The 16,190-nt window shown below is 50.1% G+C and carries 15 protein-coding genes and 4 pseudogenes; 12 read left to right on the forward strand and 7 right to left on the reverse strand.

Features of this window, described 5'->3' with window-relative positions:
* Positions 1-39: 39 nt before the first annotated feature.
* Both URZ40_RS20465 and URZ40_RS20470 read right to left on the reverse strand, forming a co-directional pair.
* Positions 40-1,113 (reverse strand): restriction endonuclease, encoded by a 1,074-nt coding sequence (locus tag URZ40_RS20465; protein WP_116956040.1) that lies wholly within the window; start codon positions 1,111-1,113, stop codon positions 40-42.
* Positions 1,049-2,188 carry a DNA cytosine methyltransferase gene (locus URZ40_RS20470; RefSeq protein WP_320721063.1) on the reverse strand — a complete coding sequence of 380 codons (1,140 nt, stop codon included), beginning with the start codon at positions 2,186-2,188 and terminating at the stop codon, positions 1,049-1,051. Before URZ40_RS20470 ends, URZ40_RS20465 begins: the two co-directional genes overlap by 65 nt.
* 237 nt (positions 2,189-2,425) lie before the next feature.
* Here URZ40_RS20470 and URZ40_RS20475 point away from each other — a divergent pair, with 237 nt between their 5' ends.
* A complete protein-coding gene (locus URZ40_RS20475) occupies positions 2,426-2,881 on the forward strand; it encodes a very short patch repair endonuclease (protein WP_134948056.1) in 456 nt (151 codons plus the stop codon).
* Between the two features lie 185 nt (positions 2,882-3,066).
* On the forward strand, positions 3,067-3,489 hold the full coding sequence (locus tag URZ40_RS20480) for a FosA7 family fosfomycin resistance glutathione transferase (RefSeq protein ID WP_182033642.1): 423 nt from the start codon (positions 3,067-3,069) through the stop codon (positions 3,487-3,489).
* 132 nt (positions 3,490-3,621) lie between these two features.
* On the opposite strand, the pseudogene URZ40_RS20485 reads toward URZ40_RS20480, so the two are convergent.
* Positions 3,622-4,491: pseudogene (locus URZ40_RS20485) on the reverse strand (phosphorothioated DNA-binding restriction endonuclease).
* Positions 4,492-4,656: 165 nt separating this feature from the next.
* Positions 4,657-5,141, reverse strand: a pseudogene (locus URZ40_RS20490) (transposase); the annotation flags it as partial.
* A gap of 335 nt (positions 5,142-5,476) precedes the next feature.
* Here URZ40_RS20490 and URZ40_RS20495 point away from each other — a divergent pair.
* From URZ40_RS20495 to URZ40_RS20525, 7 genes and pseudogenes are all read left to right on the forward strand, one after another.
* Positions 5,477-5,991, forward strand: a pseudogene (locus tag URZ40_RS20495) (DUF2778 domain-containing protein).
* Positions 5,972-6,490, forward strand: coding sequence for a hypothetical protein (locus URZ40_RS20500; RefSeq protein ID WP_316379776.1), 519 nt, complete (start codon positions 5,972-5,974; stop codon positions 6,488-6,490). The pseudogene URZ40_RS20495 and the gene URZ40_RS20500 overlap by 20 nt, the downstream one beginning before the upstream one ends.
* A gap of 1 nt (position 6,491) precedes the next feature.
* Positions 6,492-6,973: pseudogene (locus URZ40_RS20505) on the forward strand (Hcp family type VI secretion system effector).
* A 442-nt stretch (positions 6,974-7,415) separates the two neighbouring features.
* Positions 7,416-7,883, forward strand: coding sequence for a SymE family type I addiction module toxin (locus URZ40_RS20510; protein ID WP_320721064.1), 468 nt, complete (start codon positions 7,416-7,418; stop codon positions 7,881-7,883).
* Positions 7,884-8,098: 215 nt separating this feature from the next.
* The gene (locus URZ40_RS20515; RefSeq protein WP_048965584.1) at positions 8,099-8,557 is read left to right on the forward strand and encodes an STM2901 family protein; all 459 of its coding nucleotides are present in this window, start codon (positions 8,099-8,101) and stop codon (positions 8,555-8,557) included.
* Complete coding sequence (locus URZ40_RS20520) at positions 8,551-8,883, forward strand: DUF1493 family protein (protein WP_032625306.1); 333 nt, start codon at positions 8,551-8,553, stop codon at positions 8,881-8,883. The genes URZ40_RS20515 and URZ40_RS20520 overlap by 7 nt, the downstream gene beginning before the upstream one ends.
* An 18-nt stretch (positions 8,884-8,901) precedes the next feature.
* Positions 8,902-9,399 carry a type VI secretion system tube protein Hcp gene (locus tag URZ40_RS20525; protein WP_137849678.1) on the forward strand — a complete coding sequence of 166 codons (498 nt, stop codon included), beginning with the start codon at positions 8,902-8,904 and terminating at the stop codon, positions 9,397-9,399.
* 573 nt (positions 9,400-9,972) lie between these two features.
* On the opposite strand, the gene trpS is transcribed toward URZ40_RS20525, so the two are convergent.
* Positions 9,973-10,977: a tryptophan--tRNA ligase gene (gene trpS, locus URZ40_RS20530; RefSeq protein WP_320721065.1), complete on the reverse strand. Its 1,005-nt coding sequence runs from the start codon at positions 10,975-10,977 to the stop codon at positions 9,973-9,975.
* 199 nt (positions 10,978-11,176) lie between these two features.
* On the opposite strand from trpS, the gene fosA reads away from it, so the two are divergent.
* Positions 11,177-11,602, forward strand: a complete 426-nt coding sequence (fosA, locus tag URZ40_RS20535) for a FosA/FosA2 family fosfomycin resistance glutathione transferase (RefSeq protein ID WP_320721077.1) — start codon at positions 11,177-11,179, stop codon at positions 11,600-11,602.
* On the opposite strand, the gene URZ40_RS20540 is transcribed toward fosA, so the two are convergent.
* Positions 11,588-12,595 (reverse strand): LacI family DNA-binding transcriptional regulator, encoded by a 1,008-nt coding sequence (locus tag URZ40_RS20540; RefSeq protein ID WP_320721066.1) that lies wholly within the window; start codon positions 12,593-12,595, stop codon positions 11,588-11,590. The two genes, fosA and URZ40_RS20540, sit on opposite strands and share 15 nt — an antisense overlap.
* A gap of 185 nt (positions 12,596-12,780) precedes the next feature.
* On the opposite strand from URZ40_RS20540, the gene URZ40_RS20545 reads away from it, so the two are divergent.
* Positions 12,781-13,872, forward strand: coding sequence for a cellulase family glycosylhydrolase (locus URZ40_RS20545; protein ID WP_320721067.1), 1,092 nt, complete (start codon positions 12,781-12,783; stop codon positions 13,870-13,872).
* Positions 13,873-13,919: 47 nt separating this feature from the next.
* Complete coding sequence (locus URZ40_RS20550; protein ID WP_320721068.1) at positions 13,920-15,314, forward strand: MFS transporter; 1,395 nt, start codon at positions 13,920-13,922, stop codon at positions 15,312-15,314.
* A gap of 41 nt (positions 15,315-15,355) precedes the next feature.
* Here URZ40_RS20550 and URZ40_RS20555 read toward each other — a convergent pair whose 3' ends face one another.
* Positions 15,356-16,177: an alpha/beta hydrolase gene (locus URZ40_RS20555; protein ID WP_320721069.1), complete on the reverse strand. Its 822-nt coding sequence runs from the start codon at positions 16,175-16,177 to the stop codon at positions 15,356-15,358.
* Positions 16,178-16,190 lie beyond the last annotated feature (13 nt).

Genomic DNA, 16,190 nt, shown 5'->3' on the forward strand with positions numbered 1-16,190 from the left:
GTATATATCAGTAGGTTCATGTTAATTTGATGTTCTTAGCTATATTACACAATCTTCCATAAAAGAATCTAGAAATAAATCATTTATTCCTTTAGGTTTTCTTCGGTCGCATAGAGAGTATAATTCTTCAACTGAAGAGTAAGGGAAGAATTTAGCTTTTAATTCAATGAATTGGGGCATGTTTGCAAATTCTATCACCTTTGCTCGATATTCATCAGGAGCAACGATAGTCCAACGGATATCTTGTAATCTCGGTGCATGATCATAGAATTGTTTCATGCGAGTCAGACCACTTTTTATACCAGTACTGTGTTCAATCTCCATTACTGCTGGCATCATGCGGCCTTCCCTAAACCAAATGCAGTCTATAAGACGAGCATCTTTAATCGCATCATTATACGATTGGAGTACTTGCTCATCAGATAATGAACTTATTACACCGTCCATTTGCGCTATAGCTTTACCATTATATTGTAAGCTACGATCATTGGCTGCTACCCAAGTATCTAAACCTAAACAATGACCTATTTTTACTAAGGCAATTTGTATCTGAGCATGACGTCTTTTTTCTTCAATAGTCATGCCTTTAGTCGGCTTAATTGTCTCAATATCAACGCTTTGGTGAACAACATCGAAGCTCATTTCAGAGACAACAATATTAGTCTGGTGCTCAATTAACAAACCATTAGTATGTGGCATATCTGGCAGAAAAATCAGATGCTTATGTCCTGGTTTTATAGACTTTTGTGCATTCATGATTTCCAGTCTGGCTGGCCTACACCAATAGAACTCTGGAGTATGTGCGAGCAAGCTCTCCAATACCGAGCGGGTGTTGTAACTGGCACCGAAAACCCTTTCAACGTTGACAGGTCTGTTTTCTTCGAGCGCATTTGCAAGTCGCCAAAGCATTTGAGTCGAAATACTCTCTGTTTTGGCTGTTGCTTGAGTTTGACCTTTCTTAGGATCAAATCTCTTTATTTCGATAGGACCTTCGGGATGTTGGATACGTACAATCTCAATCTTCCCGCTATTCCTATCGTTTATATAGTTAAACAGCGTATTTTTGGGTAAGCTCGAAATCGCCTGAACCAGATTCGATGCTGTGATCCTCATTACTGTATCCTAAATGTTGCAAAATTGATTGGGCAATACCGAGCGCGGCGATATAGGGAACGCCGTTGCCGACTGTTTTAAACATATTCGACAAAGTCATATCCCCTGGTAGCTCAAAACTTTTTGGCAAAGACTGGATTGCCAATGCTTCAGCGACCGTAATACGACGAGGTTTGTATGGGTGAAGATGAACTTCATTATTACCATATGCTGCTGTTGGAGAGTATCTCCAGCGATGAAGCCTTTTATATGATTTTTTACTATCGTCGCCTTCTTCTACTGACTGGAATCTTGCTAAACCGGCTCGGGCCGTAAATACATTTTTAGCGTTTGGATGATTGATAACATCGTTTTTCTCGAACCAGTATTCTATAGTAAGTTCTTCTGGAATACCTTGTGGGCATTCCATACTTGAGTCTTCTTCGTATGTGTTTGTTGTTGGCCAAGGGAACTGGAAAGCTTCCTTATTGGGGTATATTTGGCCGCTCCATTCGAAGTTTTTGGCTAAAGACTTATCAAGAAAACCAACTAAAATAATCCTTTCTCGGTCTTGAGGCGCACCGTATTCAATTGAATTAATCAATCTTTCATGCAGGATATATCCTACTGAAGCTAGTTCATTCTTAATTTGTTCGAAAAATTCTCTATGTTTAAGAGTCCGGTATAAGCCTTTAACGTTTTCAAAAAGGAAGAAATCAGGCATCATTTCAATTATCAGGTCAATGTAACTTTGTGATAATTTGCCATTTTCACCATCTTTGCCTTTGTTTTTGCCAGCAACAGAAAAGTCAGGGCATGGTGGTCCGCCAATGAAGCCCACGAGGCGATTTTCACCTTTCAGTGTTTTCATGCTATGCTTAATTACTGAATGCTCAATAGTTTCAATGCTTTCTTGGGCATACCCAAAGCGTGGCGGCTGTTTGCCAAGTTTTTTTCTTGAGTGTTTATACGCGTCCATGAAGGGAGGATGGAATTCATTGACGAAAACCACCTCATACCCGGCATTTTCGAAGCCTAGGTCAAGAAAACCTGATCCTGAAAAGAATGAAAATATAGCGGGTTTCATTGTGGACATTTTATACCTATCAAGTTAGCTTAAAATTTTTACTAAATATCGTGCTGTACGATCCTACTATTTTACATGATAACTTATTAATTATCAATTTACTTTTTAATATATTAGCAAATAAGACCTGACACTACAGCAGATTAGATAGTACTCATTGTTATAAAGTTAGGTGTTAATATATTGGTTAATGGTATAAGCTACTATTATAGATTTGGAATAGATTTGGAAACCGAAGGAGCTCATATGCCTGATATGAGGTTATTTAAATCAAAAAATACCAAGCTTGAGTTAAGAATAAGGAGGCCGTTGTTTGCTAGAGGGTTTCGTTATCGATTGCATAATAGTGGTTTGCCTGGAAGACCAGATATGTATTTCCCAAAATACAATGCAGTCATTTTTATCCACGGCTGTTTTTGGCATGGGCATGATAACAGCTGCCCTATTTCTCACATTCCTAAAAATAACGAATCCTACTGGCAAAATAAAATCAATAAAAATCATGACAGAGATGTTAAAAATCAAGATATTCTTGCATCTAAAAACATCCGCGTTCTGATTATATGGGAGTGTGCAATAAAACTTAAAACTATTGATTTTGTCGATTTTATTGATTACATCGATGAATGGCTTAGAGGTGGGGCGAATTCAACACAGATGAGCGCAAAGGAACCAATGCCGACTTTTGAGTTTCCGAAGTGAATTACTATGACAAGACACCTTTAGGAGAATATCTAACATCGTTGTTTATTAAATATATATATATGAAATAAAGTCATTGTCAAAAAAATCATTACAAAACAAGGCCCACAAAAATTCTCTTTCCATGCGGGATTTTATTAGCTATTAATGTTCGGTTAATTTATTAACTGTCAATAGGTATCCCTATGCTTCAATCACTGAACCACTTAACCCTCGCCGTCAGTAATTTGCAAACTAGCCTGACATTCTGGCGCGATTTGCTGGGGTTGCAGCTTCATGCTGAGTGGGATACTGGTGCTTATCTTACCTGTGGTGACCTTTGGATCTGTCTTTCTTACGACGTATCCCGTAACTACGTAGCCCCGCAGGAAAGCGACTACACCCACTATGCATTCAGCATCGCGCCAGAATATTTTGAACCGTTCTCGTATAAGCTGAAACAGGCAGGAGTGACGGTCTGGAAAGACAACAAAAGCGAAGGGCAATCTTTCTATTTTCTTGACCCGGATGGTCACAAGCTGGAGTTGCATGTGGGAGATTTAGCATCTCGACTGGAGCAATGCCGTGAGAAGCCTTACTCTGGAATGCGTTTCGGGCCTGGAAAATAATCACGCAACTTTGTGATCTTCCACGCAGTATTCAATTTTATGTCCCATTTTGGGGGCAAATCCCCAAAATAAATCCTAACAACCCATTAATTTTCAATAAATTATACGAAAAGGCGAGTCCGGCCTTCGCACTCATTCTCTAAACACCTCCTTCCTATGCCACTCCACAAATCCTTCTCTTGGATAATTCCCTTTCACCACCGGCAGCGCAATTTGCTTCCCGGCAAAATCCCAGAACAACCGCCCAACGATCCCATTCCCTTTCACCGCCTCAGATACGAGTACCCGCATACTCTCATCCAGCCCAATCGATCCCTTTTCAAACTCCTTATGATGAATTGCACACAGGGCCAGTCCACTCGGGATCTCACTCGGTCCACCAGACTGCTTCCACTTGATATGCGCGGCTTCAAGTCCAACAGAGGCGTTATCATGTCGCATGTTAAACCCGCAGATTGCACACTCATAGTTATAGGCTCGCAGCACCTGCTAGCGGAACAGCTGATCTCGAACCTTACGGATCTGTTGAATATCAAAACCCATCTCATCCGCGATCTCTTCCTGAATACTTTCTGGAAAGTGTGCTTCAAGGATCTGCCGCGCCAGCGAGCCGATCAGGTTTCTATTCTTACTCAGCAACGCAAAGTGTTCTTCATCAAACCCGCCTGCGACGTTATGGTCCACAAGTTCTTTAACAGGCGGTTGTTTACTGCCAGTAGTTGAACAGAACTCAGTATTCTGAAGATCCCAAAAACCGTCGCCTTTGAGCCGCCAGAAAGGCATATTCGGGTAATGCGCTTTCCTCTATGGGCCAAAGCGTTCTAACAGGCCAAGCAGCTGCTCGTGGACCTCGGTTCCATAATCAAACAGTCGCGCATGCCCCTGCTGATAGTTCACCAGCACGTATAGAAGCAATAAAGGCTTATGCGGCGCACGCTGTTCGCCTTTGCGCCAGATGGTGATGTCGTCAATTGCCTGTTCGAGAGTTTTGCTGGAAGCCATCGCGTTACGGTAGAAGGTAAATAATTGCGATGATGATCGCAAAACCCAGACCAATCAACTCGCAATCAACAAAAACATGACCTTACCGTACATAACATTATTTCCTGAATCCCCCTCGCAAATTCCAAATTTACCCCACACCAAACCGCTGTATTTATATTCAATGTAATGCAGATGAACGCGTTTATGGTTCCAGGTATTGCCTCGCCTGCGCAGCAGTTGAAACAACTTCTAAAACCGTAGCGCGGATAGCGCTCTACCAGCTCAGTCAGTGCCTGGATCACCGCTCCATCACCCGGACATCGAGCTGGTAAAAATAAATCTTCCTGCTCAGCGATAATGTTCTGCAGGCCTAGCGTAAACTCATGGCAAATTGCGCCGTCAGATAGCTGGCGAGTTCACGGATTATCGCGGTTTTTAAAGCTTTTATTTGGTAACGTCTTTCAGAGCCCGGCATTCAAGGCTGAAATAGGCAAACATCTGTTTGGGCGACGATTTTCATCCTCCGGATCTTTGGTTTTTTAAATATCAGCTACTTCCATCCCGCCATATTTTGCTTTCCAATTTTAATAGCTGGCCTCAGAGATACAGGCTTCGCGGCAGACATCCTTAACGGCACGTCCGGCTACGAAGGACTTCAGAACGGCAATGAACTAGTGGTCAGTGAATCGGGCTTTACGCAAGGCGAGCTCCTCAGGCGGACATAATCAGTATGTCGGAAGATCTCTAAAAGTGAATGGTTCGTTTTTGCCGGGATACTTACACTGCCAGCGGTTCGGTCTCGCCCCTGAGGGCACATGGTCAACTTGATAAACTTAGCTTCCTAATACACCTCTGATGTTACCGCTTAACGGCCTTACACGTTGTCTTACCACCAACGGGCTATTATCTGAAAATCAGAAGTCTCTCGGAAGAAAACCTTCTTATGTCCGATTGCGTAGGAGTACGATAAGCCAACAAGTCATTATAGATAAAAGGGTTATCTATGGCTCTACATGGAAAGTTTGTAATTAATGATGCGTACTACTCCCCGTTATCGTTTCCTGGTATAGGCACTTTTTTAGCTTTCTCTGGTAATGGTGCTTACCGTAATCGTGGGGCATGTGGAATGATCCCCAAAGAGGGGCCAGTACCAGCGGTAAATACTGGATTGTTGACCGCCCTCAGGGTGGACTCAAGTCACAGCTAAACGCAGTGGGAAGAGACATTTATAATCACTTCGCCAATGGTGCAACATTCAAACATTCTGAATGGTTCGCATTATGGCGTGATGATTGGGGGAGCGATGATTACACATGGATTGAGAGCGTTAAGCGTGGCAATTTCCGTTTGCATCCAGGCGTACTATCAGAAGGTTGTATCACTCTCCCACATGATTCTGATTTTGCCATGTTGCGTAATGCTCTGTTGAGAAGCCAAAAAATAGATGTTCCTTGCATGAGGAAGCTACAGGCATACGGCACGATTGAGGTGATCTCCAATGGCAAAACATGCCCTTAGTTTATTCATCAAGATAGTGCTGTTCGCTGTTGTTGTGCTGATCGTTGCTGAAATGGTTCCGTATGATGGATTAGTTAATTCTATTACGGAGCTTTTCGATTTCCAAAGCGCCGACAAGTTTACCCGCTTCATTTTAGGTGAACCTGATTCAGAAGTTTGGGAATCGTTAGACGGCTACTTTAGCATCTTAATCAATACATTAATCAGCGTACCTGTCATGAGCGCTATTACCACGGCGTACCGTGGCGCGACTCACAAAGTTAGTCCAGCTGGTATCCCCAGAGAGTGGTTCAGTTCAACATTGCGACGGTTAGCTAAAATCTTCGGGTTTACCTTCCTGTTTTGGGCGTTATTTCGATTACTGCCTTATCAGTCTTTATTCCCGGATCAAACGTATTCAAATTTCACAATAGCGGCGATTGTGGGCTTTCAGTTGCTCTTAACGATTGTTTGCTACTGGTTCATCACGAAGAAAATCACAACTAAAAGGAGTTTGTAAAATGCCTATTCCGGCTTACATGTGGCTGACGATGGCGGCGCAGACATCAAAGGAGCCTTAGACGTTCAGGATCATGAGGGGAGTATAGAGATTGTTGGCTTTAGTCATGGTCTGAACATTCCAGTAGACAGTGCCAACGGCAAGATTACTGGCAAGCGTTCACATTCTCCGATGATGATTGAAAAGGAGTTTGATAGCTCCAGCCCGTACCTATACAAAGCCGTTGCCACCGGTCAAACGTTGAAAAGTGCGGAGATTCGCTGGTATCGCATTAACCATGCAGGACAAGAAGAGTGCTACTTCGTCATGACCATTGAGGGTGTGAAAGTGACGGGCATTAACCCAGGGATGCCAAACGCTAAAATGGCAGGAAACTCGCAGATCAACAACATGGAATCTGTTTCCCTGATGTATGACAAAATCACCTGGCGTTATGTTGATGGTAATGTCCAGTATACGGACGATTGGAACGTAAGAGCGTAACAAATAGAAAGGAGGCATTGAGTGCCTCCTCTTTATTAACGCTTATCCTCTCAAAGGAGCCTGTCCGTAATGCTGTGTAACTGCCATTGTATTAAAGGTGATCGCTCAGTCGGTCACCGAACTTGATAATAAAACGACTCATTGCCAGCCCGCAGATCGGCGAATGGTTGCTCTGAGGTTCATGCGGGCGCTCACCTTATATTCTGATAGTCCTCGCTGCGTAATTTCTCTGACCCAACCCTTTTCCTGAATCTCCCTTGCAAATTCTAAATTTACCCCGCACCAAACCGCTGTATTTATATTCAGCACGGTATAATGAGCACCAGAAATTACGCCGAACGGCAAAGGAAATATTGAAGAATATTTAATGAACAATTCGCGATATGAAGGTGCTGCAACACCCCCATACCGCTAACCACAACCAACTATCGAGGAGTTGAAAATGGCTGCGACGAATTTTAAGCCAGAGTTTACTGTTTGCAAAACAGAATCAGATGCTTTCACCGGCATGATTGAAAACCGCGAGCTGGTACGCAAAAACAGCGCCCGCCGTCTTCACGGCAACCAGCCCAACGCAGCCCCCGTCCATCCCCGCGCGGAAACGCCGCAGGACAGTGCCGCCTGCTGCGAGCTGTATGCACGAATAGACATGAAATACCTTCTCCTGGGCGGCGAGTGGTTAACCCGCGCGGGCTTTATCAACGGTATGCCGGTAAAAATCCGCGCCATGAAAGACTGCATTGTGATTACGCCACAGCATACAAGAGAATTATGGGGTTGCCTGGAAGGTATGAGCGTGGTGAATATAAATAAGCAGAAAGTCGCGCAGTGGCTGAAGACGTTTCCGGGAGTGCTAAATGATACTGGAGATATCCCGTTAGTTAAGCGCAATATAGGCCAGGCAAAATAATAACGTATTGGAACACCCTTGATCCTGAATCGAGGGTGTTTAAATTAGTGGAAGGGGTAATCTGTTTTTTCAATAATATTATTGAACTGAATGATATGGCTGTATTCTTATCATTATGATTATATAATGAGGTTTTCAGAAGTATGTTAGAGATCTCAATCTAATTATTGTCCAACATTTATGATTCTTCCTGGAACAACTCAATGGAATGAACTATGGACACAACCGAAGAACTAAATGGAACGTATTTTTATGCTGGCAGAACAAATCTTACCGCTGGCGGCCTTTTCTTTATGATTTACTGTGAGTCAATTGCCGATCATTTTGGTATTGACGATGTCGCTGGAATTGCTGCGCTATACAGCGGTGCTAATAATCAGAAGACCAGAAAGAAACCCGCGGGGGCGAAGGAAGGAACGTCCCGAGCCTCGAAAGCCATGAGGCGCTATTTCAAACAAGCAAAGTTCCCGTATGGAATCAAACTCCCGACATGGATTGGCGGCTACACGCCATGGACTGTACGCTGTAGGATGGTTTCACAAATCAGTACGTTTATCGGAAGAACGATTCCATTAGTTGGTATGGTGATATTAGTCGCTGATGTATCACTAATCACCTATGCTGCAATACGTGATTATAATCGAATCGCACGGGGCAGCGACAAACTATGGTAGAGGATATTGAGCAGCGCATCTACGCCTTAGCCAGACGCTATAACGGCGTTTATCTGATGAATAACGAAGCGAAGCAGAAATTACTGAATGCAAAAACTGATTTGGATACTGACATGCAGCTTGATGTCACTGAAGCAGAAGATTTAATGGAAGAATTTTTTAAAGAATTTGATGTTGATAGAGGGAATTTTAACATAAACACCTACTACCCTGATGAGCCTTTTTCATGGAATCCATTCAAAAAATTCCCGGTGGTGATGGTTCCAGATTTCACTATTGGAATGCTTATCGAATCCGCAAAAGCGGGCAAATGGTTATACGACTAAAACGCAAGGAGCAATAGAATGGCCGTACCTGTACATCTCTTTTTAACCAATGACGGCGGCACAATGATTTGTGGTTCCTGTGACGTTGCAAACAGGGAAGGAAGTATTGAGCTAAGAGGATTACAACATAACCTCAGCCTGCCAACCGACTCGGCAACGGGAAAGGTCACCGGCACTCGCCAACATTCGCCGTTTCAGTTTACCAAGGAACTGGACAGCTCTTCGCCCTATCTGTTCAAAGCGGCAGCAACGGGCCAGACCCTTAAAACGGCAGAATTCAGGTTTTACCATATTAACTATTCCGGGCAAGAGGAGGAGTATTACCGAATCACGCTCGAGAACGTTAAGGTCATTTCTGTGAGTCCAGTAATGTACGACACCCGAGGCTGTCCGGGGACGGGGCATATGGAGGAAGTGGCGTTTAATTATGAGAAGATTACCCATTTGTACAAGGACGGTAACTTGTTAGCGCACGACGCGTGGAACGAACGTCCAACATCGGGTTCCGCTGCTTGATTCTATCTTGAACTTGCCCGCCAGCGTTTCGTTTGTGCGGGCAGAGAATATCATTCTTTATTCCTTTTCGTAAAAGATGGCCGGAACATCATAAAAATAACCCACGCAAACATGCCAATAATCTTCATAGGCCAGGGTTCTAACACATGCAGACACATAATTGCGCCAATAACTAATAGCGGACCTTCTACCAGTTCAGCTATCCCCCCTAATATATGTAACTTATGAGGCAGTACCCGATTAAGTGATGTCGGAATAAGCTGTGCACTTCCTAATATGATTGTTATTGTGACTGTACGGTCCTCCCAGTTATCAAAACTAACCAAAGAAATGAGGCATGTAACCAGTACATAACCACAAAATAATATATTCAGCATGTAAATAATAAACTTGCTCATAGCTTTTGCTGAGACGGTTGAAATATAAAGAGTCTATGAATATAGCGCTCTCAACAGAATGACAAACGACATTGGCTAATAATGCATTTCAGAATTTATTGCGCCTCGCTGATTTCCGTAATAATCAAGTTAGCGGCTTCATGCCAATTCCACGCACTCCACCGCTAAATCTAACTTAACTAAACACCGGCACCCCCAGCCCAACCTTCACCTCCCTCAACGTCTCCTGCGTAACCCCCTGCGCCCGTTCCGTGCCGTGCTTCAGCATCGCCATCAGCTCCCCCTTATCCCGCATATACATCGCCCTCCGCTCCCGCATCGGCGCAATCAGCTCCTGCAGCCACGCCTCCAGCTCGTTCTTACACGCCCGATCCCCAAGCCCGCCCGCCTCATAGTGCGCCTTCATCGCCGCCACTTTCTCCTTGTCCGGATGAAACGCGTCGAGATACGTAAACACCACGTTCCCCTCAATCTGCCCCGGGTCGCTCACCTTCAGGTGGTTCGGGTCGGTGTACATGGCGCTCACCGCACGATGAATGGTCTCTTCGCTGGCCGAAAGGTGCAGCGTGTTGCCCAGCGATTTTGACATCTTGGCGCTGCCGTCGATGCCGGGCAGGCGGCTGGTGTCGCTCAGCATCGCCTTGCAGTGGCGCAGCACCGGGGCGGGCAGCAGGCTGTTCATCTTGTGCACAATCTCGTTGGTCTGCTCAATCATCGGCAGCTGGTCGTCGCCGACGGGCACGCACTCGGCCTTAAACGCGGTGATGTCCGCTGCCTGGCTGATGGGGTAGGCCATAAACCCGACCGGCAGCGAGCGGGCAAAGCCTTTCTGGGCAATCTCGTTTTTCACCGTCGGGTTACGCTCCACGCGGGCGACGGTGACGATGTTCATATACAGCATCGTCAGCTCGGCGAGGGCGGGCAGGGCGGACTGCAGGCAGACGGTGGTCAGGTTCGGGTCGATGCCCGCGGCGAGGTAGTCGGCCAGCACTTCGGGAATGTTGTCGCGGATCTTCTGCGGGTTGCTGCCGTTGTCGGTCAGCCCCTGCAGGTCGGCAATCAGCACAAACTGGTTGTGCGTCTGCTGCAGCGCCACGCGCTGGCGCAGCGATCCGACGAAGTGGCCGAGGTGCAGCGGGCCGGTTGGGCGATCGCCGGTGAGGATGGTGGGTGCGTTCATAAAGACTCCTTAATGTGCAGTTGCCGAAAGGGGTCTTAGAAATGTGAAAGCCGCCTTTCGGCGGCTATCTGAAAATGGGAAAAACTACTCCGTGCCGCCTTTAAGAAGGCAGCCACCAGCGGTTTACGGTGAGCACGGCGTGGTTTATGTTCATCTCTTTACCGTACCACGTCCGGCGCGAAAAACAAAAGGGCACGTCATGCTGCAATCTCTCAACCATCTGACCCTCGCGGTCAGCGACCTGCAAAAAAGCGTCACCTTCTGGCACGAGCTGCTGGGGCTGACCCTGCACGCCCGCTGGAATACCGGGGCCTATCTCACCTGCGGCGATCTGTGGGTCTGCCTGTCGTACGACGAGGCGCGCCGGTACGTGCCGCCGCAGGAGAGCGACTACACCCATTACGCGTTTACCATCGCGGAGGCGGATTTTGAACCGTTCTCGCAAAGGCTGGAGCAGGCGGGCGTCACCGTCTGGAAGCAGAATAAAAGCGAGGGGGCGTCGTTCTATTTTCTCGACCCGGACGGGCACAAGCTGGAGCTGCACGTGGGCAGCCTCGCCGCGCGGCTGGCTGCGTGTCGCGAGAAGCCCTATGCGGGCATGGTGTTTACCTCAGACGAGGCTTGAAGCGCGCACCTTCAGCCTGCCCGCCAGCGTCACGTGCGTGGCGGCATCTTCCTGATTGCACAGGTACTCCACCGCCAGCCGTCCCAGCTCGCTGTAGGGCAGCTGGATACTGGTCAGTGGCGGGGTGAGCTGCTCGGAAATCTTCTGGTCGTCGTATCCCGCCAGCAGCATGTCCTGCGGGATGCGCACGCCGTTCACCGCCAGCGCCTGATAGCAGCCAATCGCCAGCCAGTCGCTGGCGCAGAAGATGGCGTCCGGGCGCTCGGTCAGCTCCAGCAGAGAAGTCGTGGCGGTAAAGGACTCGCTGAACTGCCAGTTGGTTTGGCGCACCAGGCTGTCGTCGCACGCCAGTCCGGCCTGCTGTAATGCCGCCTGGTAGCCCGCCAGACGCTGGCGCGAGGCCTCCATCCAGCTCTCCCCGGTGATGTGGGCGATGCGCGTGGCCCCGCAGGCGATGAGGTGTTTAGTCACCTGAAAAGCGTTGGCGTAGTCGTCCGGGATAAACGACGGCAGCAGCGGCGAGCCGGGGTCGCGCTGGTTGAGCAGCACCAGCGGGATGCGGGTGCAGTCCTGGAAGGCCGTCATGTCCACCTGCGTGGTGACCGGAGACGCGAGAATAATCCCGATGCAGTTACGCTTCTCCAGCTGGCGGATGATGTTCAGCGCCAGCTCGATGTCGTCGCCGTAGTCGTAGACGGTGAGCAGGGTCTCGTTGCGCCACGCCGCTTCCCGCGCCTGGCTGATGGCGTCGATAAACGGGTCGAAACTCTGCATGGAGCTGACCAGCAGGGCAATCTCTTCCTGGTTGCGCGGGGCGTGAACGGCGGGGAGGCGGTCGTAGCCGAGCTCGGTGGCAACGCTAATCACCCGCTGGCGGGTGTCGTCGCTGAGCTTGATGTTGCGGGAATGGTTAAGCACCAGCGATACCGTCGCCTGCGACACCCCTGCCGCCCGCGCAATATCGTTCATCGTCACTTTCGTTTTTCGCTTCATCCGTCCTCTCCCTTTCGCGACTTCGCATCATACCCTAACCGCACGCTTTAGCGCCGTCGATCACGTTTCTCATTCATTGAAGCGTGAACTTTGTGAGAGCCGTCGCTTTTCGGAGCGCCGTGATTTGCGCATTTATTCCGTGGCTAATATTTATTAGCTAAATATTATCAGTAAGAGGATGCGTAATGAAAGAGCAGTGGAGCAGGGAGCAGGCACAGGCGTGGTATCAACAAAAAGGCTGGCTGTGCGGGTTTAACTATCTGCCGTCGACGGCGGTGAACTGGACCGATATCTGGCAGGAGGAAACCTTCGATGCCGAAACCATCGAGCGCGAGCTGGGCTGGGCGGCGGACGCGGGCTACAACACCCTGCGCATCAACCTGCCGTTTATCGTCTGGGAGCACGACCGCGACGGACTGATTGCGCGCATCGACCAGTTTTTGACGATTGCCGACGGTCACGGGTTCAGCACCATGCTGACCCTGATGGACGACTGCGGCTTCTCCGGCGACGAGCCGTACCTCGGCCCGCAAAAGCCGCCGGTACCGGGCAAGCACAACAGCCAGGCGGCGGCGAGCCCGGGGCGTGACAAGGTGTGCGATCCGGACTGCCGGGCAGACATTGAACGCTATATCCGCGACATTGTGCGCCAGTTCCGCGAGGATAAGCGCGTCCTGCTGTGGGATCTCTATAACGAGCCGGGCAACCGCGGTATTTTCGCGACGGGCACGCAGGAGGTGCAGTACGACGCGAAGCTGGAGACCTGCGCGCACGAGTTAATGAAGCTGGCGTTCCGGTGGGTGCGTGAGGAGGACCCGACCCAGCCGCTCACCGTCTGCGCGTGGCGTCTGCCGCCGGAAGAGGAGGGCGAAACGTTCTTCCGGCACCCGCTGGACCAGACCGCGCTGGCACTCTCGGACGTGGTGAGCTTCCACGCATACACCCACACCGGGCGCATGACGGCGATTATCCAGCAGCTGCAAAAGCTCGGTCGGCCGCTGTTCTGCACCGAATGGCTGGCGCGTCACGTGGGCAGCACCATCGAAGAGCAGCTCCCGCTGATGTACGCGGCGAAGGTCGCGCCGTACCAGTGGGGGCTGGTGCGCGGCAAAACCCAGACGTGGCTGCCGTGGCCGGTGGTGATGAAGGAGTCGACGGACTACTGCCGCCTCTGGTTCCACGACGTGTTTGAGGAGAACGGCATTCCGTTCTCGCGCCGTGAAATCGCCCTGATGCAGCAGCTGCGCAAGATCGCCCCTCAGGCGCAGGACAAATAATATCGACCCGGCGGACCACCGCCGGGCAACCAGGCAGGCATATAACAATGGCAACGACAATGAAAATACCGTCTCGCGAGTTGTGGTCTTATTTTGGCTATGGTTTAGGTCAGTGTTTTAGCTTTGGTTTAGTGGGTTCGTTTATTAACTATTTTTACACCGACGTGCTGGGGATCTCGGCGCTGGCGGCGAGCACCATCTTCCTGATTGCCCGCGCGTGGGACGCGGTTCACGATCCGCTGTTTGCCAGCATTATGGACACCATTAACAGCCGGTTCGGCAAGTTTCGCCACTTTTTGCTGATCGCGCCTTTGCTGATCACCGGCGTCACGCTGCTCTCGTTCTATAAAATCGAAGCGGACATGACCACCAAAATCCTCTACGCCGGGGTGACGTATATCCTGTGGGGGACACTGTACGCCATCTCCGATATCCCGTTCTGGTCGATGTCGTCGGTGATGACCAACGACTCCGCCCAGCGCACCCGCGCGGTGACGGCGGCGATGCTCGGGGTCAACGCGGGGATTGCCTGCGCCAACATCTTCTTCCCGAAGCTGGCGGCGTTCTTCGCCCAGTACAGCAACGATAAAGGTTACTTTATGGCGGCGCTGGTGATGATGCTGGTGGGCCTGCCGCTGATGCTCAACGGCTTTATGCAGATCAAAGAGCGCGTGCCGCCGAGCCCGGAGAAGGTGACCATCCGCGACACCTTCCACAACCTGCGCCAGAACAAGCCGCTGTTTATCGTCCTGCTGTCGTTCTTTTTCTGCGTGTTCCACAACGTGGCGGGCGGGCTGTATATCTACTTCTTTATCAACAACCTGGGCGACGGCAGCCTGCAGATGGCGATTGGTGTGATGGGGATCGTGGCGGCGGTGCTGTGCCTGGTTGCCCCGATGCTGACGCGCCGGATGCAGAAGCGGAAGCTGTTTATGATCCTCTGCGGGCTGGACGTGGCGGTGCGCGTGGTGATGTGGTTTGTCGGCTATCAGCAGGTGACGATGCTGTTTATTCTGCTCGGCCTGAGCACGCTGTTCGTGATGATGACTAACATCCTCACCTCGTCGATGATTGCCGACACCATCGAGTACGCGGAGTACCACACCCACAAGCGCTGCGCGGCGATTACCTTCTCCGGGCAGACCTTTACCGGCAAGATGTCGGTGGCGGTAGGCGGCGGGTTAATCGGCGTGTTTCTGACGATGATCGGCTACGTGCCGCAGGCGCAAATTCAGAGCCAAGGCGTGCTGTCGGGGCTGTTCTTCGGGATTTGTTTGTTACCGGCGATTGGGTCGCTGATCCGCATGGGCTTTATGTCGCGCTTTACCTTCACCGAGGAGAAGCATGCGGAGATTTGTCGGCTGCTGGCGGAGCGGAACGCGTCTGCGAAAGCGTCGGGTGGCGGCTGCGCCTTACCCGGCCTACAGGATCAGCCCTTGTAGGCCTGATAAGCGAAGCGCCATCAGGCTTCGCATTTAAAGGATTACAGCGACTTCACAAACGCCAGCAGATCTTCGTTGAGCTGGTCCTGGTGGGTCAGCGCGAAGCCGTGCGGCGCGTTGTCGTACACCTTCAGCGTGGCGTTTTTGATCATCTCCGCCGCCAGCTTGCCGGTGCTTTCAAACGGTACGATCTGGTCGTTGCTGCCGTGAATAACCAGCGTCGGCACGTCGATTTTCGCCATATCCGGGCGGAAGTCGGTTTCGCCGAACGCGGTCACGCAGTCGATGGTGCCCTTCAGCGACGCCAGCAGAGCGATGTTCAGCGTCTGGGTCAGGGCACCGGCGGAGACGGTTTGCCCGGCGTTGGTGCCGTAGAACGGCGTCGCGAAGTTGCTGATGAACTGGGCGCGATCTTTACGCAGTCCGTCGCGAATGCCGTCGAACACGCTCTGATCCACACCCTGCGGGAAGGAGTCGGATTTGCCAAAGATTGGCGTTACCGCGCCCAGCAGCGCCAGACCGGCCACGCGCGCGCTGCCGTAGTTGTTGATGTAGCGCGTCACGTCGCCGCCGCCCATGGAGAAGCCCACCAGCGTCACGTCGCGTAGATCCAGAGTGGTAATCAGGTCGTTGATGTCGGACGCAAAGGTGTCGTAGTCGTAGCCGTTCCACGGCTGATCCGAGCGGCCAAAGCCGCGACGGTCAAAGGCGATGGCGCGGAAGCCGCGCTCCGCCAGGTAGTTCAGCTGGCTGTCCCACATGTCGCCGTCCAGCGGCCAGCCGTGGCTGAAGAGAACTGGTTTGCCCGCGCCGCAGTCTTTGTAGTAAATCTGCGTGCCGTCTTTTGCCTTAAACGTTGCCATAGTGTCTTCCTCT

It is taken from the genome of Enterobacter sp. 296B2 (genome assembly GCF_034106185.1).
Classification (GTDB): Bacteria; Pseudomonadota; Gammaproteobacteria; order Enterobacterales; family Enterobacteriaceae; genus Enterobacter; species Enterobacter cloacae_N.